We start from the raw sequence: 18812 nt of genomic DNA, 5'->3' as shown, positions 1-18812 counted from the left end.
GCGGGCCGCGGGTTCAGGCCACCAGGCCCAGGCGGCGCAGCTCCACGCCCAGGTCGTGCGGGCTGGTGGCGACCTGCTGGGCGTCCTCCAGGGTGACGACCCCGTCGCGCACCAGCGTCACGAGGTGCTGGTCGAACGTCTGCATCCGGTAGTAGCCGCCCTCGCGGATCAGGTCCGTGATGTGGTGCGTCTTCTCCGGGTCCGCGATCGCGTCGGCGACGCGGCCGGTGTTGACGCACACCTCCATCACCACGCACCGCCCGCGGCCGTCGGCGCGCGGCACCAGGCGCTGGCAGACGATGCCGCGCAGCGAGCCGGCCAGCGCCAGGCGCACCTGCTTCTGCTCGTGCGGCGGGAAGAAGTCGATGATCCGCGAGATCGTCTCGGCGGCGTCGATGGTGTGCAGCGTCGACATCACGAAGTGGCCGGTCTCCGCCGCCGACAGGGCCGCCTTGACCGTCTCGGTGTCGCGCATCTCCCCCACGAGGATCACGTCGGGGTCCTGGCGCATGGCCGCGCGCAGCCCCGTGGTGAAGTCCGCGGTGTCCAGCCGCACCTCGCGCTGGCTGATCAGGGACATCTTGTCCGAGTGCAGGATCTCGATGGGGTCCTCGAGGGTGACGATGTTGCTCTCGCGGGTGGAGTTGACGTGGTCGATCATCCCCGCCAGCGTCGTGGTCTTGCCCGAGCCGGTGGGGCCCGTCACCAGCAGCAGCCCGCGCGGCTCCAGGGCGAGCTGCTCCAGCACCGGCGGCACCCCCAGCGCCGACAGCGGCACGGCCTGCGCGGCCACCCGGCGCAGCACCAGGCCCACCGCGCCGCGCTGGCGGAAGGCGTTGACGCGGAAGCGCCCCCCGCCCCCGGGCAGGCTGTGCGCGAAGTCGGCCTCGCCGGTGCGGGCGAACTCCTCCACCAGGTCCGGGCGCAGGATCTGCCGCAGCATCTCCCCGGTGTCCTCCGCCGTCAGCGCCGGCGCCTGCAGCTGGCGCAGCCGGCCGTCGATGCGCACCCGCGGCGGCGAGCCCGCCTTGCAGTGCAGGTCCGAGCCGCGCAGCTCCACCAGCGCCCGCAGGTAGGGGGTGATGAGGGGCTCGGCGCCGCCCTGCTGCGCCGCGGCGGCGGGCACCCCGGTGGTCTGCGCGATCGTCACCCCGCCCGCATCGGGTGATCGCCCCGGGACCTTGAGCACCCCTCACCCCGTGGGACCATGGGAGCCAGGAGATCTCGACAGGGAGGAGCAGCTCATGAGCAAGCGAGGCCGCAAGCGCCGCTCGCGCAAGGGGAACGCCGCCAACCACGGCAAGCGCCCCAACGCCTGAGCCAGCGCTCGAGGACGACGAGAGGCCCCGGACCACCCGGTCCGGGGCCTCTCGTCGTCCCGCCCGCGCGGCGGGCGGCGGGTGTCAGCGCACGGAGGTGCCGACCTCGGTGATGTGCACGAGGATGCGCGCGCGCAGCTGGGTCGGCGCCGTCTCGCACGGGCAGCCCTCGCGGATGACGCGCTTGAGCTTCTCGTCCTCGGCGAGCTGGGCCAGGCAGTGCGCGCACTCGGCCAGGTGGGCCTTGAGCCGCTCGCAGTCCAGGTCGGCCATCTCGCCGTCGAGGTACTCGAAGGCGCGGTCCAGGACCTCGCGGCACTCCTGCTTCAGGGCCACCTCGCCGCTCGCGGCGAGCTGGACCTGCTGCTCCTGCTCCTGCGGCGCGGTCACGACGCCCCCTCCCCCACGCGCACGGCGCCCGAGACGCCCCGGTCGGCGGCGTAGTCGCGCAGCAGCTCGCGCAGCAGGCGCCGGCCGCGGTGCAGGCGCGACATCACGGTCCCGATCGGGGTGCCCATGATCTCGGCGATCTCCTTGTAGGCGAAGCCCTCGACGTCGGCGAGGTACACCGCCATGCGGAAGTCCTCGGGCACCTGCTGCAGGGCCCGCTTGACGTCCGAGTCGGGCAGGTGGTCCAGCGCCTCGGTCTCGGCCGAGCGCAGGCCCGAGGAGGTGTGCGACTCCGCCCGCGCCAGCTGCCAGTCCTCGATCTCGTCGGAGTGGGACTGCTGCGGCTCGCGCTGCTTCTTGCGGTACGTGTTGATGTACGTGTTCGTCAGGATCCGGTACAGCCAGGCCTTGAGGTTCGTGCCCGGCGCGTACTGGTGGAACGCCGCGTAGGCCTTGGCGAAGGCGTCCTGGACGAGGTCCTCGGCGTCGGAGGGGTTGCGCGTCATGCGCAGCGCCGCGGAGTAGAGCTGGTCGAGGAAGGGCAGCGCGTCGCGCTCGAAGCGCGCCGCGCGCTCGTCGGCGCTCTCCTCCGAGGGTGCCCTCGAGGTCTGTTCGGTCATCGCGGTCGAGCCTAGGCCCTCGCCGCGCCGCGCGCCCACGACGCCCGCCGCGCCGCGCGCGGGTCCGCGCTCGTCGCGCCTGCCCGGGGGGCCCGCGGCGCGCCGGGACGCGGTGCGTGCACCCGTCTTCTCAGCCACCAGCATGACCGCCACAACGCCCCCGCCCGCGTCACCATTCCGTCACGCGCGCACCGCCGCGGTGCGCGGCGGCGGGGGCCTCAGGGGCCGGCGGGCGGCTGCGCCACGAGCCCGGGCCCGGCGGCGAGCACCGCCGCCAGCAGGGCGGCGACGTCCTCGGCCTCGTCCAGGGTGGGGTCCAGCCACGCGTCGCGCAGGTCGCGCGGCACCACCAGCGGCACCCGGGCGGGCAGCGGCCCGGCGGCGGGGGCGGTGACCACCGCGAAGCTCACCACCCAGGCGGCCGGGTCGCCCGGGGCGAGCGCGGGGTCGCGCCAGAACTCGTACACGCCCCCCAGCGACAGCACCGAGCCGTCGGCCCCGCGCAGGGCGGGCGGCTGCTCGCCGCCGCGCGCCGGGCCGCGCCAGGCGTCCGCCGGCACCAGGCACCGGCGCGCCAGCGCCGCCGCCCCGGTGGAGCGCTCGGCCAGCAGCGTCTCCACGCGCGCGCCGGCCGCCCGCGGGCCGGCGGCGGCGTCCGGCGCCCAGGACGGCACCAGGCCCCAGCGCAGCGGGCGCAGCGAGCGGCTGGGCGGGGCGTCCGGCTCGCCCCTGCGGAAGCGCTCGAGCACCACCGGGGCGGTGCCGCCCGGCGCCGCGCCGGCCGGGGCGCCGTCGCCGGGACCCGCGTCGGGGTCCGTGCCGGGGCCCGTGCCGGGGCCCGTGCGGGGGCCCGCGCCGGGGTCCGCGCCGGGGTCGGCGGGCGCGAGGGCGCCGGGGGCGACCTCCTCGACCTCGAACTCCGCGACCAGCTCGTCGACGTCCCGCCGCAGGGCGTAGGAGGGCAGGTCCGGGGAGGCGCGCACGGGCCACACCCTGGCACGCGCCGCCGACACCGGCGCGCCCCGGCGGGTGCGCGGCGGGGCGCGGTGCGGTAGGCAACTCCCATGACTCTGGTGCGACGCGTTGCCCGACCGATGCTCGCGGCGATCTTCATCAAGACCGGCATCGACCAGGTGCGGGGCGCCGCGGACCTGGCCCCGGCCGCCGAGCCGCTCACCGAGCGGATCGCCGGGCCGCTGCACCTGCCCCAGGACCCGGTGCTGCTGGTGCGCCTGAACGGCGCGGCGATGGCCGCGGCCGGCGTGCTCTTCGGCCTGGGCCGCGCGCCCCGGCTGTCCGCGGCGGTGCTCGCGGCCACGGCGGCGCCCACCTCGTACGTGGCGCACCCCTTCTGGACGGAGAAGGACCGCAGCGTGCGCTCGGAGGTCCTGGGCGACTTCCTCAAGGACGTGGGCCTGCTGGGCGCGGCGCTGCTGGCGGCCGTGGACACCGCCGGCAAGCCGGGCGTGGCCTGGCGCGCCGGGCGCGCCGGGCGCGCCGGGCGCGACGCCAAGCGCCTGGCCGCGCTGGCCGCCCGGGAGGCCGCGCACGCCGCGGAGTCCGGCCGCAAGGACCTGCGGATCGCCGCCGCCAAGGTCGGCTGAGCCCCTCCCGCCACCGCCCCCGCCGCCCCGGCGGACCCCGGCCCGCGCGCACCGCCCGCGGGTCGAGGTCCGCCGGGGCTCCTGCGAGGATGCCCGCGTGAGCCCGACGACAGCCGACGCCGTCCCCCCGTCACGGCCGAGCCCGGCCGCGCCCGAGCTGTGGCCCGCCCCCCGCGCGGCGGGCCCGCTGGACGCCGTGGTCGCCGTGCCCGGCTCGAAGTCGCTGACGAACCGCTACCTCGTGGTGGCCGCGCTCGCCGAGCGCCCCTCGCTGCTGCGCGCGCCGCTGCTCTCGCGCGACACGTCCCTGATGGCGCAGGGCCTGCGCGCCCTGGGCGCCCGGATCACCGCCGGCGGCGACCCCGGCGCGGAGGCCCTGGAGGCCGGCGACTGGCTGGTGCACCCCGGCCCGGTCACCGGCGGCGGGCGCGTGGACTGCGGCCTGGCCGGCACCGTGATGCGCTTCCTGCCGCCGGTGGCGGCGCTGGCGGAGCGGCCCGTGGAGTTCGACGGCGACCCGCGCGCCCGCGAGCGCCCCATGGGCGCGGTGCTGGACGGGCTGCGCCAGCTCGGGGCGGTCGTGGAGGACGGCGGCCGGGGCCTGCTGCCCTTCTCGGTGCGCGGGCCGGAGGGGGGCCTGCGCGGCGGGTCGGTGCGCATCGACGCCTCCGGCTCCAGCCAGTTCGTCTCCGCCCTGCTGCTGGTGGGCGCGCGCTGCCGCGACGGCCTGGAGGTCGTGCACGAGGGGCCGGAGCTGCCCAGCGCGCCGCACGTGCGGATGACCGTGGAGGTGCTGCGCGACGCCGGCGTCGTCGTGGACGACGCCGTGCCGGGCCGCTGGGCCGTGGAGCCCGGGGAGGTCAACGCCCTGGACGTGCACGTGGAGCCGGACCTGTCCAACGCCGGGCCCTTCCTGGCCGCGGCCGCGGTGGCCGGCGGGCGGGTGCGGGTGCCGGGCTGGCCGCAGGCGACCACCCAGGCCGGGGACCTGCTGCGCGACGTGCTGGACCAGATGGGCGCGGACGTGGCGCTGGAGCGCGACGGGCTGGTGGTGCGGGGCACCGGGGAGCTGTACGGGCTGGACCTGGACCTGCGCGAGGCCGGGGAGCTGGCGCCGGTGATCACCGCGCTGGCGGCGCTGGCGTCCACCCCGACGCGGCTGCGCGGCGTCGCGCACCTGCGCGGGCACGAGACGGACCGCCTCAAGGCGCTGGTCACCGAGGTCAACGCCCTGGGCGGGGACGCCGAGGAGACCTCCGACGGGCTGCTGCTGCGCCCGCGCCCGCTGCACGGCGGGGTCTTCCGCACCTACGCCGACCACCGCATGGCCACCGCGGCCGCCGTGATCGGCCTGGCCGTGGACGGGGTGCTCGTGGAGGACGTGGCCACGACGGGCAAGACGCTGCCGGACTTCCCCGGCATGTGGGCGGCCATGCTCGCCGGCCCGGGGGCGGTGGCGGGCCGGTGAGGCGCCCGTGAGCGAGCGCCGGCGCCGCTACGACGAGGACGACGTGCGGGTGCGGCCCAACCCGCGCGGCTCGCGCCCGCGCACCAAGGAGCGCCCCGCGCACGCCGACGCGGTGCCGGCGCTGGTGGTGGCCGTGGACCGCGGCCGCTCCACGTGCCTGGTCGAGCCGGGCGCGCCGGCGCAGCGCGCGGTGACGGCGATGCGGGCGCGCGAGCTGGGCCGCACCGGCGTCGTCGTCGGCGACCGGGTGGGCCTGGTGGGCGACGTCTCCGGGCGCCCGGACACCCTGGCGCGCATCGTGCGCATCGACGAGCGGCGCACGGTGCTGCGGCGCACCGCCGACGACACCGACCCCGTCGAGCGCGTGGTCGTCGCCAACGCCGACCAGCTCGTGGTGGTCACCGCGGTGGCCGACCCCGAGCCGCGCGCGCGGATGGTGGACCGCTGCCTGGTCGCGGCGTACGTGGCGGGGATGCGCCCGCTGCTGTGCCTGACCAAGGGCGACCTGCGCCCGGCGGAGGAGGTGCTCTCGACGTGGGCCCCGCTGGGCCTGGACGCGGTGGTGACCTCCCGCGGCCCGGACGGGGAGCTGGTGGGCCTGCAGGGGGTGCTGGAGCGGCTGCGCGGGCGCACCAGCGTCCTCGTGGGGCACTCCGGGGTGGGCAAGTCCACCCTGGTCAACGCGCTGGTGCCCGACGCCGGGCGCGCCACCGGGCACGTCAACGCCGTCACCGGCCGCGGCCGGCACACCTCCACCTCGATGGCGGCGCTGGCGCTGCCCGGCGGGGACGGCTGGGTGGTGGACACCCCCGGGGTGCGCTCCTTCGGGCTGGCGCACGTGCAGCCGGAGGCGGTGCTGCACGCCTTCCCGGACCTGCTGCCCGGCGAGGAGGGCTGCCCGCGCGGGTGCACGCACGACGAGCCGGACTGCGCGCTGGACGAGTGGGTGGCCTCCGGCCGGGCGGGCACGGCGGGCCCGGCGCGGCTGGCCTCCTTCCGGCGGCTGCTGGCGGCCCGGCGCGGCGGGGAGCGCGACGAGGACCGCCCGCGCGAGCGCGACCGGGACCGCTCGCACGACCGCGACGCCCCGGACGACTAGGCGCGCGCGGTCAGGGGCACACGGTGGCGCGGATGGCCTCGGCCAGCCGGGCGGCCTCGTCCTCGGTGAGGCCGTCCGCGCCGCCGCCGCTGAAGCGGCGCTGCACGTCGGAGACCACGGCCGCGGGGTCGGCGCCCTCGCGCAGGTCCAGGCAGGTGCTGTCGGCGCGGCGCGCGAGGGTGTCGGCGTTCTCCACCAGGCCGGGCTTGATGGAGGCGGCCGCCGTCACGAGCCGGTCGAGCTGCTCGGGGCTGGGCGAGGTGATCGCCGGGCCGGGCTCGGCGGGCACGCCGGGCGTGGCCGGCGGCGGCTGCGCGGGGGCCGGCCCGGTGGGCGCGGCGGAGGCCGGGGTGGGGGTGGGGGGGGGGGGGGGGGGGGGGGGGGGGGGGGGGGGGCGCGGCCCCGCCGCCCCCGCCCCCCGGTGGCGCAGGCGCCCAGCCCGCTCAGCGCGGCCAGCGCCACGAGCGCGGCGGCCGCGGCGGGTGCGGGGAGCAGGGCGGTGCGCACGAAGGACTCCCCGGAGCGGTGCGGGGCCCGCCGGTGCGCGCCCCCTCAGAGCAGCGTGACCCAGTAGCTCCAGAACTGCACGCCCACCGCCGCCGCGATCGCGGCCAGGGTCAGCACGACCAGCAGCACCCGGAAGTCCACGACGGCGCGCGCCGCGCCGCGCAGCGCGCGGGGCACCGGCAGCAGGCCGCGGTCCAGGGCGTCGGCCAGGCTGACCCAGAAGGTGGGCACCACCACGGCCCACACCACCATGCAGTACGGGCACAGGGCGTGGATGGAGAACAGCGCCTGCACGACGAGCCAGGCGACGAAGACCGCGCCGAGGGTGATGCCGAGCAGGTAGCCGCGCTCCACCCGGCGCGGCAGGGCGGTCCCGGAGAGCAGCAGCACCCCCAGGGTGCCGGAGACGGCGAAGGCGCCGATGCCCAGCAGCGGGTTGGGGAAGCCGAACAGCGCGGCCTGCGCGCTCTCCATGACCGTCTGGCAGGAGATGAAGGGGTTGACGCTGCAGCTGGGCCGGTAGCCGGGCTCGGTGGCCAGCCGGAAGCGCTCGACGGTGAGGACCATCGAGGCGAGGAAGCCGACCGCGCCGCCGAGGGCCAGCAGCAGGCCGCGGGCGCGCGGGCGCACGGGCAGGTGCGACAGGTGCCGCTCCCCCGCCGCGCCCGGCCCGCCGGGCTCCCCGCGCTCCCCCGGTCCCGCCGCCGGCGCGGCGGGGGGCCGCTCGTCGCGCTCGCCGCCCTGGTGCTGCGCGGCCGCCGTGGTCCCGGGCATCGCCCCTCCGTGCTCTGGCTCGCTGGTGCGTGACTGGTGCGTGGGTGGTGCGTGGGTGGTGCGTGGGTGGTGGGCGCCGGCGCGCCCCCTCCCAGCATCCTCGGCCGACCTGGGTGCCGGCTGGACGGGTCGCGGGGCGCCCGGCGCGGGGCGGCGGGGGCGCGCGGGCGGGGCGGTAGGTTCGCGCCGTGCCCGCTGCGTCGACCCCGCCCGCCGCCCCGGCGGCCCGTCCCCGCTACGACGACGACCTGCGCCTGGCGCACGTGGTCGCCGACCAGGTGGACGGGGTGACCATGGACCGCTTCCGGGCGCTGGACCTGGCGGTGGAGACCAAGCCGGACCTGACGCCGGTCACCGACGCCGACCGCACCGCCGAGGAGCTGATCCGCTCCTCCCTCAAGCGCACCCGCCCGCGCGACGCCGTGCTGGGCGAGGAGTTCGGCCTGGTGGGGCACGGCCCGCGCCAGTGGGTGGTGGACCCCATCGACGGCACGAAGAACTTCGTGCGCGGGGTGCCGGTGTGGGCCACGCTCATCGCCCTGCTCGACGACGGCGAGCCGGTGCTGGGCCTGGTCTCGGCGCCGGCGCTGCAGCGGCGCTGGTGGGCCGCGGTCGGCTCGGGGGCGTGGACGGGGCGCAGCCTGTCGACGGCGACGCGCACCCGCGTCAGCGGCGTGACGGAGCTCTCGGACGCCTCCTTCGCGTACTCCTCCCTGAGCGGGTGGGAGGAGCGCGGCGGCCTGGACGGCTTCCTGGAGCTGTCGCGCCGGGTGTGGCGCACCCGCGGCTACGGCGACTTCTGGTCGTACATGCTGCTGGCGGAGGGCGCGGTGGACATCGCGGCCGAGCCGGAGCTGGCGCTGCACGACATGGCGGCGCTGGTGCCCATCGTCACCGAGGCGGGGGGCCGCTTCACCTCCCGCGCCGGGGTGGACGGCCCGCACGGCGGCGACGCGGTGGCCAGCAACGGCCACCTGCACGCGGCGGCGCTGGAGCACCTGGGCGTGCCGGCGGCCCCGTGAGCGCGCCGGCGGTGGTGACCGACCCGCGCGAGCGCCGGCTGTTCGCGTGGGAGGTCGTGGCGGTCTTCGCCGTCTCCCTGGGGATGAGCGGGGTGCGGGCGCTGGTGCGCTTCGTCGGCCTGGTCACCGCCCCGGAGGCCCTGAACGCGCAGACGTCCACGGTGCTGGGCAGCTACGCCCCGGACCGCCCGTGGCTGGACCTGGCGCTGCAGCTGGTCTCGGTGGCCTCGGGCCTGGCGCCGGTGCTGCTGGTGGCCTACCTGCTGGCGCGCGGCGGGGAGTCGCTGCGCACGCTGGGGGTGGACGGGCGGCGCCCGGGCCGGGACCTGCTGGGCGGGCTGGGCCTGGCGGCGGTGATCGGCGGCTGCGGGCTGGTGCTCTACCTGGGCTCGCGGGCGGCGGGGTTCAACACGAACGTGGCCGCCTCGGCGCTGCCGGACGTGTGGTGGGCGGTGCCCGTGCAGGTGCTGGCGGCGGCGGAGAACGGTCTGCTGGAGGAGGTGCTGGTCGCCGGGTACCTGCTGCACCGCCTGGCGCAGCTGGGGGTGCGCTGGGTGCCGGCGCTGCTGGTCAGCGCGCTGCTGCGCGGCTCCTACCACCTGTACCAGGGGCTGGGCGGGTTCGTCGGCAACGTCGCGATGGGCCTGGTGTTCGGGTGGGTGTACCGGCGCTGGGGCCGGGCGATGCCGCTGGTGGTGGCGCACACCGCGATCGACGTGGTCGCCTTCGTCGGCTACGCGCTGCTGGTGGGCCGGGTGAGCTGGCTGCCCGGCTGAGCGCGCCCGGCCGAGCACGCCCGGCCGAGCACGCCCGGGCGCTGCGCGTGACGGGGCTGGGCCGTGCGGGGGAGGCGGTGTGAGGACCTCGTGAGGGTCGCCGCGCGGGCCCGGTCCGCGCGGCGGGCTCGGTCCGCCGGGCGGGCCGGGGAGCGCCTACGGTGGAGCGGTCCGAAGGACGCCGACGTCCCCGTCCCCGATCCCGAGGAGCCGCCCGCAGTGCTCTCGCTCGTCTCCGCAGCACCGTCCATCAGCACGTCCGTGTGGCTGACGCTCGCCGTCGCCGCCGCCTCCGCGGCCGTCGCCGTGCTGGCCGGGGAGCTGCTCGCCCTGCTCGTGCGCCGCCTCGGCCGCCACCACGACGTCCTGGTCCGGGTGGCCCAGCGCGGCAGACGCCCGCTGGCGGGGCTGCTGGGGACCCTGGCCGTGCAGGTGTCGCTGAACGTCTACACCGGCCCGGCGGCCTGGCGCGCCCCGACGTTCTTCGTGCTGAAGATGGCGGTCGTCGCGTTCGTGGCGTGGCTGGCGGTGGTGGCCGCCAACGTCGTGCAGGACGTGGTGCTGCGCCGGTACCGGATCGACGTGCAGGACAACCTGCGCGCCCGGCAGCGGCGTACGCAGGTCACGCTCGTCAAGCGCCTGGTGGTGGCGCTGATCGTCGTGGTGGCCGCGGCCGTGATGCTGATGACGATCCCGGGCGCGCGCGGGGTGGGCACGAGCGTGCTGGCCTCGGCGGGCCTGCTGTCCGTGGTGGCCGGCCTGGCGGCGCAAACGTCGCTGGCGAACGTGTTCGCCGGCCTGCAGATCGCGTTCACCGACGGCCTGCGCGTGGACGACGCGGTCGTGGTGGAGGGCGAGTTCGGCAACGTCGAGGACGTCACGCTGACGTACGTGGTGGTCCGCCTGTGGGACCAGCGGCGGATGATCCTGCCCTCGACGTACTTCACGAGCACGCCGTTCGAGAACTGGACGCGCAGCTCCGCGGACCTGACCGGGACCGTGGACTTCGAGGTGGACTGGGACGTGCCGGTGCAGCGGGTGCGCGAGCACGCCGAGCGGTACGTGCGCGAGCACCCGCTGTTCAACGGCAAGGTGCTCGCGGTGCAGGTCACCGACGCGCGCGGCTCCGCGGTCTCCTTCCGGGTGCTGGTGAGCGCGAACTCCAGCGGTGAGCTGTTCGACCTGCGCTGCGCGGTGCGCGAGGAGGTCGTGACGCTGCTGCAGCGCGAGCACCCCGAGGCGCTGCCGAAGGTGCGCCTGGAGGGCGGCGCCGCGCGGCTGCCGCGGCAGGGTTCGCGCGACGCCTCGCGCGACGCCTCCGGCGAGGGCGCGCACGGCGGCGCGCACGGCTTCGCCCGCGGCCTGGACGGCGCGGCCGTGGACCGCGGCCTGCGCCGCTGACCGCTCGCCGCCGACCGGTCGCCGGTGGCGAACCGGGTGTGACGAGTGCCACACGCCGCGGGGTGGCGATCGTGGTCAAGAGGGGGTAGTGACCCGGACGAAGAACAGGCACGTGCCCATCGACGCCTTGATCTCTTCGCTCGGTCTGCTCGCCGCCGCCATCGGTGTCGTCACCGGTGTCCCCCAGATCGTCCAGCTCGTCCGCTCGCCCGACGCCAGCGGCCTGTCCTTCTCCTCCGCCGTCCTGGGCGCCCTGGGCTCGGGCACGTGGCTGACCTACGGCCTGCTGCTGATGGACCCCGCCCAGCTGGTCGGCAACGTCCCGGGCCTGGGCTGCGCCGTCGTCACCGTGGTCCTGGCCGCCCGCCGCCTGGGCGTGCCGCTGCGCGGCGCGGTCGCCGCGGTCGCCGCCTGGGCCCCCCTCGTCGCGGTCGCCGACCTCGTCGGCGGCGCGGCCCTGGTCGGCGTGCTGGCCACGGTGGTCTCGCTGGTGCGGATGCTGCCGCAGGTGCGCACCGCGTTCGGCAGCGGCTCGCTGGCCGGCCTGGCGCCGGGCACCTACGTGCTCACCCAGCTCTCCGCGACGCTGTGGACCGTGTACGGGGCGGCGACCGGCCAGCCCTCCGTGGTCGTGTGCTCGTTCGTCTCCGTCCTGCTGGCCGGCGTGGTGCTCTCCCGCCGCCTGCCCCCGCGCCACGTCGTGCGGGTCCTGCACGCCGGCCGGTTCGGCCTGCCCGGTCAGCTGCTGGTGCGCCCGGTGGTGGCGCTGGCCGCCTGAGCGGCGGGGGCGGGCTCCGCGCCGACGCGGCGTCGGCGCCCAGCGGGGCGCTCGCGCGCCGAGGGGCGCCCCTCCCGCGTGCCGCCGCCCGGTGCGGGTGCGAGGCTCGGGCGGTGGACGGGCACGCGCACCCCGGGCAGCCCGCGCGCGCCGACCGGCTGGAGCGGGCGGTGGCGCGCGACGGGCCGGCGTGCGTGTGGTGCGGGCGGGAGCTGGGCCGCCTGGTGCGCCCGACCACCGACCACCTGGTGCCGCGGGTCAAGGGCGGGCCGTCCTGGCTGGAGAACGAGGCCGCGGCCTGCCGGCGCTGCAACGGCGAGCGCGGGCACCTGTCCCCGGTGGACTGGCTGCTGGAGTGCCGCCGCCGCGGCTGGCCGGCCGACCCGGCGTGGCTGCGCCGGCGCCTGGAGGAGCTGGACGCGGCCATCGCCGCGCGCGGCGGGCAGCGCCGGGCCCGGCCCTACGTGCAGGCGCAGCTGCGCCGGGTGCGCCGGGTGGACGACGCGGCGTGAGCGCACCGGCAGGGCGCGCACCCGCCGGGTGCGGGCCTCAGGCTCCGGCGGGGCGGGTCTTGGCCAGGTGCACCAGGGCGACGCCGCGGTCGTCGGCGCCGGCGCCGGTGCGCACGTACCCGGCGCGCTCGTAGCGCGCGACGGTGGCCGTCGAGCCCGCGCCGGTGAACAGCGCGAAGGTGCGCACGCCCGGCGGGGCGGCGGCCTCCACGGCCGCCAGCAGCGCCGAGCCGGTGCCGCGGCCCTGCTGGTCGGGGGCCACGCACAGCCGGCCCACGTGCCCGCGCTCGCCGTCCACGCGCAGGCGCACCGCCCCCACGAGGCGCTCGCCGCCGCCGGGCCGGGGCACCAGGGCGACGAGCACCACCACGTCCGGGTCGGCGATCGCGGCGGCCACCGCGGCGAGGTCCTCGCGCAGCGGCGGCAGCATCGGGTCGCCGTAGCGCTGCGCCTCGGCGACGAACGCGGCGCGCTGCACGGTCAGCAGCTCACCGGCGTCCTGCGGGCGCGCCGGGCGCAGCACCGCGGCGGGTGCCGCGCCCGGCGCGGGGCTCACCGCAGGAACCACTCCCCCGGCTCGGCCAGGCGGTCGACCTCGTCCGGGCCCCAGGTGCCCTCGGCGTACGGCAGCACCGCCGGGCGGTGCTGCGAGAACCGCTCGATCGCGCGCCACGCGGCGCGCAGGCCCTCCACGCCGGTGAACAGCGAGCGGTCGCCGGACAGGACGTGGTCGATCAGGTGCGCGTAGGGCAGCGCCGGCTCGGTGCCCTCGAAACGGTCCAGCGGCAGGCTGGCCGTGCCCAGCACGGTGCCGCCCTCCACGCCCGGGCGGCGCACCGCCGCCCGCACGTCCAGCGAGCCGCCCTGCAGCAGCGAGAAGCTGATCGCGGCGGGCTCGCCGCCGCTCTCGCCGCCCTCGACGGCCGCGTACGGGCCCTCGGCGGGGGGCTTGAGCACCAGGGTGATGCGCTGCTCGTCGGCGGCCATCTTCTTGCCGCTGCGCAGCAGGAACGGCACCCCGCGCCAGCGCTCGTCGTCGATCCACAGCCGCGCCGCGGCCAGGGTGTCGGTGGAGGAGCCGTCGGCCACGCCGTCGATGTCGCGGTAGCCCTCGAACTGCCCCAGGACCACCTCGTCGGGGTCCAGCTCGCGGAAGCGCTGCACCGCCGCGTCGCGCGCGGCCTGCACCGTCCGCGGGCGCAGGTCCGCCGGCGGCTCCATGGCGACGGTCGCGGCCAGCTGGAACAGGTGGGTGACGATCATGTCGAGGAACGCGCCGGTGGCGTCGTAGAAGTCGGCGCGCTGGGCCACGTCGAGGGTCTCGGCGATGTCGATCTGCACCTGCGCGACGTGCTCGCGGTTCCACACCCCCGCCAGCCAGGGGTTGGCCAGCCGGGCGTGGATGAGGTCCTGGGCGGCCTCGAAGGCGAGGAAGTGGTCGATGCGGAAGACCTGCTCCTCGTCGAAGACGCGCTGCACCTCCGCGTCGAGCTCCTCGAAGCTGGCCAGCGAGGTGCCGTAGGGCTTCTCGTAGACGACGCGGGAGCCGGCCGCCAGGCCGTGCGCCTCGAAGGCGCGCGTGGTCGCCAGGAAGGCGCCCGGCGGGATCGCCAGGTAGTGCACGAGCTGCACGTCCTCGGCGCCGAGCTGCTCGCGGGCCTCGGCCAGCACGCCGGGCAGGGCGCCGGCGTCCTCGGCGCTGAAACCGCCGCTGGCGAAGAGCAGGTGCTCGGCGAAGTCGTCCCAGGGGCCCTCGGAGGGCTGCGGGCCGAACTCCTCCAGCGCCTCGCGGATGAAGCCGCGGAAGTCCTCGTGGGACATCTCGCCGCGGCTGCTGCCGATCAGGCGCCAGCGCTGCGGCAGCCGGCCGAGCTTGGCGAGCTGGAAGAACGCGGGCATCACCAGCCGGCGCGACAGGTCGCCCGTCGCGCCGAACATGACGAACACCGTGGGCTTGTCGTCCCCCGCGGAGTGCTGGGGGGACTGCGCTGTCTCGGTCACGCAGCAGACGCTATTGCCCCGCGCGCAGCGGCGCAGAGTAGGGTGCCGCCCGTGACCACCACGACGAGCTCCGCGCGATCGGGTCCCTGCCCGCGCGCGCGCAGCGGTGCGTGGTGGTGGGTGTCGGCGGTCGCCTGACGCTCCCCCGTCCCGGTGGCCGCCTCGTCGAGGAGGCCCACCCCCGGGACGGCCCCCTCGACGGCCGGCCGCGCCAGCCCCACCGAGAGGAACCCCCGTGCCGCACCCCGACCCCGCCGCGCTCGTCGCCGACCTGCTGCGCGGCGAGGCGCCGTTCGCGCTGCTGCGCCGGCTGGACCCCCGCACCGGCGAGCCCGGGCCCGTGGAGGTCCTGCGCGGGCCCGTGACCACCGTGGAGCACCTGGCCGACGTGCCGCTGCCCACCGGCACCCCCGGCTCGCCGGTGGCCGACGCGCTGGCGCTGGTGCCCTTCCGCCAGCTGCGCGAGCGCGGCTTCGAGGTGCACGACGACGGCACCCCGCTGCAGGTGCTGCGGGTCGAGCGCGCCGAGGAGGTCGCGCTGGAGGAGGCGCTGCGGGTGCTGCCCGACGCCGACGTGCCCCTGCGCGACGTCGCCCCGGACCTGTCCGACGAGCAGTACGCCGACGTGGTGCGCCGGATCATCGACGAGGAGATCGCGCAGGGCTCGGGCGCGAACTTCGTCATCCGCCGCGACGTGGACGGGGTGGTCGACGGCTTCTCCGCGGAGACCGCGCTGAGCCTGTTCCGCCGGCTGCTGGTGGCCGAGCACGGCGCCTACTGGACGTTCGTGGTGCACGTGCCCGGCCCGGGCGGCACCTCGCGCACCCTGGTGGGCGCCAGCCCGGAGGTGCACGTGCGGATGGCCCGCGGCGAGGTCGTCATGAACCCGATCTCCGGCACCTACCGCTACCCGGCCTCCGGCCCGGACGCCGACGGCCTGGTGGAGTTCCTCACCGACCCCAAGGAGGTCGAGGAGCTGTTCATGGTGGTCGACGAGGAGCTGAAGATGATGTGCTCCGTCGGCGACCTGGGCGGCACGGTGCACGGGCCGTACCTGCGGGAGATGGCGAACCTGGCGCACACCGAGTTCGAGCTGCGCGGGCAGTCGACCCTGGACGCGCGGGAGGTGCTGCGGCAGACCATGTTCGCCGCCACCGTCACCGGCAGCCCGCTGCAGAGCGCGTGCCGGGTCATCAAGCGGTTCGAGCCCTCCGGGCGCGCCTACTACGCCGGGGCGCTGGCGCTGCTGGGCCGCGACGGCGAGGGCGCGCAGACGCTGGACTCCCCCATCCTCATCCGCACCGCCGACGTGCGCACCGGCGCCGACGGCGCGGGCCGGGTGCGGGTGTCGGTGGGCGCCACCCTGGTGCGCGGCTCCACCCCGGAGGGCGAGGTCGCCGAGACGCACGCGAAGTCCGCGGGCGTGCTGCGCGCCCTGGGGGCGCTGCCGCCGCAGGCGCGCAGCGGCGCCGGCGGCGCGGGGGCGCCGGCGCGGCGGGTGCCGCTGTCCGCCGACCCGCGGGTGGCCTCGCTGCTGGCCGGCCGCCGCGACCGGCTGGCGCGGTTCTGGCTGGAGCCGCAGGCCGTCCCGCACGGCGCCCCGCTGGGCGAGGCGCTCGTCGTCGACGCCGAGGACACCTTCACCTCGATGCTGGTGCACCTGCTCGCCTCGGCCGGGCTGCGCGCGCGGGTGCTGCGCTACGACGACCCCGGCCTGGACGCGGCGCTGGCCGCGCACCGCGGCCTGGTCGTGATCGGCCCCGGGCCCGGCGACCCCGAGGACTCCTCCGACGCGCGCATCGCGCGGCTGCAGGGGCTGGCCCGCGACCTGAGCGCCGCCGCCCGCGGCGGCGGGAACCCGCTGCTGGGCGTGTGCCTGGGCCACCAGCTCCTCGCCGGCACGCTGGGCCTGCCGCTGCGGCGCAAGGACTCCCCGCACCAGGGCACGCAGCTGGAGGTCGACCTGTTCGGCCGCCGCGCCACCGTGGGGTTCTACAACTCCTTCACCGCCCGCGTCGACGAGCAGGCCCTGGCGCGGCTGGCCGCGCAGGGCACGGAGGTGTCCACCGGCCCCGCCGACGAGGTGGTGGCGCTGCGCGGGCGGGGTTTCGCCGGCATCCAGTTCCACCCGGAGTCGGTGCTGACGCTGCAGGGCCCGGACCTGCTGCGCTCGCTGGTGCAGCCCCTCACGGGCGCCTGAGGGCCGCCGGGCGGGCGGGTGCGCGCCTCAGGCGCGCACCCGCTCCAGCAGTTCGCGCATCCGCTGGACCTCGACCTCCTGGGTGACGCCCACGTCGGCGGCCATCTCCTGCACGCGCACGTCGGTGCCCCCGTCGAGCGCCTCGGCGGCCATGGTGAGGGCGCCCTCGTGGTGGGGGATCATCAGCTCGAGGAAGAGCGCGTCGAACTCCGCGCCGCGCGCCTCGGCGAGCTGCTGCAGCTGCGCGGGCGTCACGGCGCCGGGCATGTCGTGCGCCTCGCCGGCGCCGTGGTGGTCCTGCAGCGCCGCGGCCCCGGCCACGCCGCCGCGCTCGTCCAGCCAGCTCTCCAGCACGTCGATCTCGGCGCCCTGCCCGGCGGCGATGCGGGCGGCCAGCGTGCGCACGCCCTCGTCGCGGGCCCGCTCGGGCGCCAGCTCGGCCATCCGCAGGGCCTGGCGGTGGTGCGGCACCATCATGGCGGCGAACTCCACGTCCGCCTCGGCGGGCGGCGGCTCCTGCACGGGCGGGGCGGCCGTCGTGGTCGCCGCCGGCTCGCCGGGCCCCTGCGGCAGCAGGACGGGTGCCGTGGGCGCGGGCAGGTCGGCGCCGGAGCCGGTGCAGCCGGCCAGCAGGGCGGCGGCGCACAGGAGCACGGCACCGGTGGGGCGCTTCACCGGACGGTGTCTACCCACTGGGTGACCTCCAGGTCAAGGCTGTACGAACGTTGTGAATCAGTACACACTGCGTGTCATTACCCCCACGAACAGTGAGGCTCACGTGACCGCTCCCCCCCGCACCACCGCGCGGCGCCCCCGTCGCCGCCTCGCCGCCGCCGGCCTGTCGCTAACCCTGCTGGGCCTCGGCGCCCCCGCCGCCGCGGCCGCTCCCCCCGAGCCCTCCGGCACGCCCGGGGTGGACCAGGTCTCCTCCAGCAGGAACCTGCGCCAGATCGCGAACGTCCCCAAGCAGCAGGGCTTCGAGGGGACGAGCTCGTTCGGCACCGACATGGCCTTCCAGGGCGACCTCGCCTACGTCGGCAACTACGACGGCTTCACCGTCTACGACATCAAGCACCCGCAGAAGCCGCGCATCGTCAGCCAGGTGCTGTGCCCCGGCGCGCAGAACGACGTCAGCGTCTACGGCGACCTGCTGTTCCTGTCCACCGACTCCAGCCGCAGCGACGCCTCGTGCTCCAGCACGGCGCAGCCGGCGAGCCAGAAGGACTCCTGGGAGGGCATCAAGGTCTTCGACGTCAGCGACCCGGCCTCCCCGCGGTACGTCTCGGCGGTGGAGACCAAGTGCGGCTCGCACACCCACACGCTGCTGCCGGACGAGGCCTCGCACACCGCGTACCTGTACGTCTCCTCGTACGGCCCGCGCGCGGACTACCCCGACTGCGCCCCGCCGCACGACCTGATCTCCATCGTCGGCGTGCCGCTGGACGCGCCCGAGCAGGCGTCCGTGGTCGCCGAGCCGGTGCTGTTCCCCGACGGCGGCAACGCCGGCGGGACGCCGCACCCCACCGGCATCGCCAACCGCAGCGCCACCGCCGGCTGCCACGACATCACCGTCTACCCCGCCAAGGACCTCGCCGCCGGCGCCTGCATGGGCGACGGGATCCTCATGGACATCTCCGACCCGGTGGCCCCGCGGGTCATCGAGCGCGTGCAGGACCCGAACTTCGCGTTCTGGCACTCGGCGACGTTCAACAACGAGGGCACCAAGGTCGTCTTCACCGACGAGCTCGGCGGCGGCGGCGCGGCCACCTGCCTGCCCACCGTCAGCGACGAGTTCGGCGCCGACGCGATCTACGACATCACCGGGACCGGCGACGGCAGGTCCCTGGAGCGGCGCAGCTACTTCAAGATCCCGCGCGACAACACCACCACCGAGAACTGCGTGGCCCACAACGGCTCGCTGATCCCGGTGGCCGGGCGCGACATCATGGTGCAGGCCTGGTACCAGGGCGGGATCTCGGTGTGGGACTTCACCGACTCCACGCGGCCGAAGGAGATCGCCTTCTGGGAGCGCGGCCCGCTCTCGGCCACCGAGCTGGTCCTGGGCGGCTCGTGGTCGGCGTACTACTACAACGGCCACGTCTACTCCAGCGACATCCAGAAGGGCCTGGACGTCCTGGCCCTCGACGACCGCGCCACCGGTCAGGCGCGCAAGGTGCGCCTGGACCGGCTCAACGTCCAGACGCAGCCGGAGACCGGCGAGCGCGGCGGCTGGGGCGGCGGCGGCTGGGGCGGCGGCTGGGGCGGCGGCGGCTGGGACCGGCCCCGCGGCTGAGCGGAGCGCACCCGCGCGGTGCGCAGCGGTCGCCGTCGGCGGCCGCTG

Annotated in this window: 20 protein-coding genes; 11 read left to right on the top strand and 9 right to left on the bottom strand. The window is 77.0% G+C overall.

All coding sequences use genetic code 11. The features are described 5' to 3' along the window. Positions 1-13 precede the first annotated feature (13 nt). Complete coding sequence (locus ACRYR7_RS09355; RefSeq protein ID WP_432571826.1) at positions 14-1144, bottom strand: type IV pilus twitching motility protein PilT; 1131 nt, start codon at positions 1142-1144, stop codon at positions 14-16. Between the two features lie 100 nt (positions 1145-1244). Here ACRYR7_RS09355 and ACRYR7_RS09350 point away from each other — a divergent pair, with 100 nt between their 5' ends. Further along, positions 1245-1319, top strand: coding sequence for a 50S ribosomal protein bL37 (locus tag ACRYR7_RS09350; RefSeq protein WP_099052597.1), 75 nt, complete (start codon positions 1245-1247; stop codon positions 1317-1319). Between the two features lie 84 nt (positions 1320-1403). Here ACRYR7_RS09350 and rsrA read toward each other — a convergent pair whose 3' ends face one another. The 3 genes from rsrA to ACRYR7_RS09335 all read right to left on the bottom strand — a co-directional run bounded on the left by rsrA (position 1404) and on the right by ACRYR7_RS09335 (position 3312). Next, a complete protein-coding gene (gene rsrA, locus ACRYR7_RS09345) occupies positions 1404-1709 on the bottom strand; it encodes a mycothiol system anti-sigma-R factor (protein ID WP_432571808.1) in 306 nt (101 codons plus the stop codon). After that, entirely contained in the window at positions 1706-2473 is a 768-nt protein-coding gene (locus ACRYR7_RS09340; RefSeq protein ID WP_432571807.1) for a sigma-70 family RNA polymerase sigma factor, read from the bottom strand. The genes rsrA and ACRYR7_RS09340 overlap by 4 nt, the downstream gene beginning before the upstream one ends. 74 nt (positions 2474-2547) lie before the next feature. After that, positions 2548-3312 carry an SOS response-associated peptidase family protein gene (locus ACRYR7_RS09335; RefSeq protein WP_432571806.1) on the bottom strand — a complete coding sequence of 255 codons (765 nt, stop codon included), beginning with the start codon at positions 3310-3312 and terminating at the stop codon, positions 2548-2550. An 81-nt stretch (positions 3313-3393) separates the two neighbouring features. Between ACRYR7_RS09335 and ACRYR7_RS09330 the strand changes: the two genes are divergently transcribed. From ACRYR7_RS09330 to rsgA, 3 genes are all read left to right on the top strand, one after another. After that, entirely contained in the window at positions 3394-3933 is a 540-nt protein-coding gene (locus ACRYR7_RS09330; protein WP_432571805.1) for a DoxX family membrane protein, read from the top strand. 97 nt (positions 3934-4030) lie between these two features. Further along, complete coding sequence (gene aroA / locus ACRYR7_RS09325; RefSeq protein ID WP_432571804.1) at positions 4031-5401, top strand: 3-phosphoshikimate 1-carboxyvinyltransferase; 1371 nt, start codon at positions 4031-4033, stop codon at positions 5399-5401. Between the two features lie 7 nt (positions 5402-5408). Continuing rightward, complete coding sequence (gene rsgA, locus ACRYR7_RS09320) at positions 5409-6500, top strand: ribosome small subunit-dependent GTPase A (RefSeq protein WP_432571803.1); 1092 nt, start codon at positions 5409-5411, stop codon at positions 6498-6500. 10 nt (positions 6501-6510) lie between these two features. Here rsgA and ACRYR7_RS09315 read toward each other — a convergent pair whose 3' ends face one another. Continuing rightward, the gene (locus ACRYR7_RS09315; RefSeq protein ID WP_432571802.1) at positions 6511-6789 is read right to left on the bottom strand and encodes a DUF732 domain-containing protein; all 279 of its coding nucleotides are present in this window, start codon (positions 6787-6789) and stop codon (positions 6511-6513) included. A 263-nt stretch (positions 6790-7052) separates the two neighbouring features. Beyond that, positions 7053-7781, bottom strand: coding sequence for a vitamin K epoxide reductase family protein (locus ACRYR7_RS09310; protein ID WP_432571801.1), 729 nt, complete (start codon positions 7779-7781; stop codon positions 7053-7055). Positions 7782-7969: 188 nt separating this feature from the next. Here ACRYR7_RS09310 and hisN point away from each other — a divergent pair, with 188 nt between their 5' ends. From hisN to ACRYR7_RS09285, 5 genes are all read left to right on the top strand, one after another. Next, positions 7970-8803 carry a histidinol-phosphatase gene (gene hisN, locus ACRYR7_RS09305; RefSeq protein ID WP_432571800.1) on the top strand — a complete coding sequence of 278 codons (834 nt, stop codon included), beginning with the start codon at positions 7970-7972 and terminating at the stop codon, positions 8801-8803. Further along, positions 8800-9579, top strand: coding sequence for a CPBP family intramembrane glutamic endopeptidase (locus ACRYR7_RS09300; protein ID WP_432571799.1), 780 nt, complete (start codon positions 8800-8802; stop codon positions 9577-9579). The genes hisN and ACRYR7_RS09300 overlap by 4 nt, the downstream gene beginning before the upstream one ends. 219 nt (positions 9580-9798) lie before the next feature. Further along, entirely contained in the window at positions 9799-10980 is a 1182-nt protein-coding gene (locus ACRYR7_RS09295; protein ID WP_432571798.1) for a mechanosensitive ion channel family protein, read from the top strand. 88 nt (positions 10981-11068) lie between these two features. Next, a complete protein-coding gene (locus tag ACRYR7_RS09290; RefSeq protein WP_432571797.1) occupies positions 11069-11758 on the top strand; it encodes a SemiSWEET family transporter in 690 nt (229 codons plus the stop codon). A gap of 113 nt (positions 11759-11871) precedes the next feature. Next, entirely contained in the window at positions 11872-12270 is a 399-nt protein-coding gene (locus ACRYR7_RS09285; protein ID WP_432571796.1) for an HNH endonuclease, read from the top strand. Between the two features lie 37 nt (positions 12271-12307). Here ACRYR7_RS09285 and ACRYR7_RS09280 read toward each other — a convergent pair whose 3' ends face one another. Together ACRYR7_RS09280 and ACRYR7_RS09275 are read right to left on the bottom strand one after the other, a co-directional pair. Beyond that, positions 12308-12826, bottom strand: a complete 519-nt coding sequence (locus tag ACRYR7_RS09280) for a GNAT family N-acetyltransferase (RefSeq protein ID WP_432571795.1) — start codon at positions 12824-12826, stop codon at positions 12308-12310. Continuing rightward, on the bottom strand, positions 12823-14208 hold the full coding sequence (locus tag ACRYR7_RS09275) for a glucose-6-phosphate dehydrogenase (protein ID WP_432571825.1): 1386 nt from the start codon (positions 14206-14208) through the stop codon (positions 12823-12825). The genes ACRYR7_RS09280 and ACRYR7_RS09275 overlap by 4 nt, the downstream gene beginning before the upstream one ends. A gap of 298 nt (positions 14209-14506) precedes the next feature. Here ACRYR7_RS09275 and ACRYR7_RS09270 point away from each other — a divergent pair, with 298 nt between their 5' ends. Continuing rightward, positions 14507-16471 (top strand): anthranilate synthase family protein, encoded by a 1965-nt coding sequence (locus ACRYR7_RS09270; RefSeq protein WP_432571794.1) that lies wholly within the window; start codon positions 14507-14509, stop codon positions 16469-16471. A gap of 27 nt (positions 16472-16498) precedes the next feature. On the opposite strand, the gene ACRYR7_RS09265 is transcribed toward ACRYR7_RS09270, so the two are convergent. Then, positions 16499-17146 carry a DUF305 domain-containing protein gene (locus tag ACRYR7_RS09265; RefSeq protein ID WP_432571793.1) on the bottom strand — a complete coding sequence of 216 codons (648 nt, stop codon included), beginning with the start codon at positions 17144-17146 and terminating at the stop codon, positions 16499-16501. Between the two features lie 103 nt (positions 17147-17249). Here ACRYR7_RS09265 and ACRYR7_RS09260 point away from each other — a divergent pair, with 103 nt between their 5' ends. Further along, positions 17250-18764, top strand: a complete 1515-nt coding sequence (locus ACRYR7_RS09260) for an LVIVD repeat-containing protein (RefSeq protein ID WP_432571792.1) — start codon at positions 17250-17252, stop codon at positions 18762-18764. Positions 18765-18812: the final 48 nt, after the last annotated feature.

Origin of the sequence: Kineococcus gurbantunggutensis, from assembly GCF_050871925.1 — a bacterium.
Taxonomy (GTDB): domain Bacteria; phylum Actinomycetota; class Actinomycetes; order Actinomycetales; family Kineococcaceae; genus Kineococcus.
Note: the sequence above shows the minus strand (reverse complement) of the source record. Positions and strands in the feature narration are given on the sequence as shown.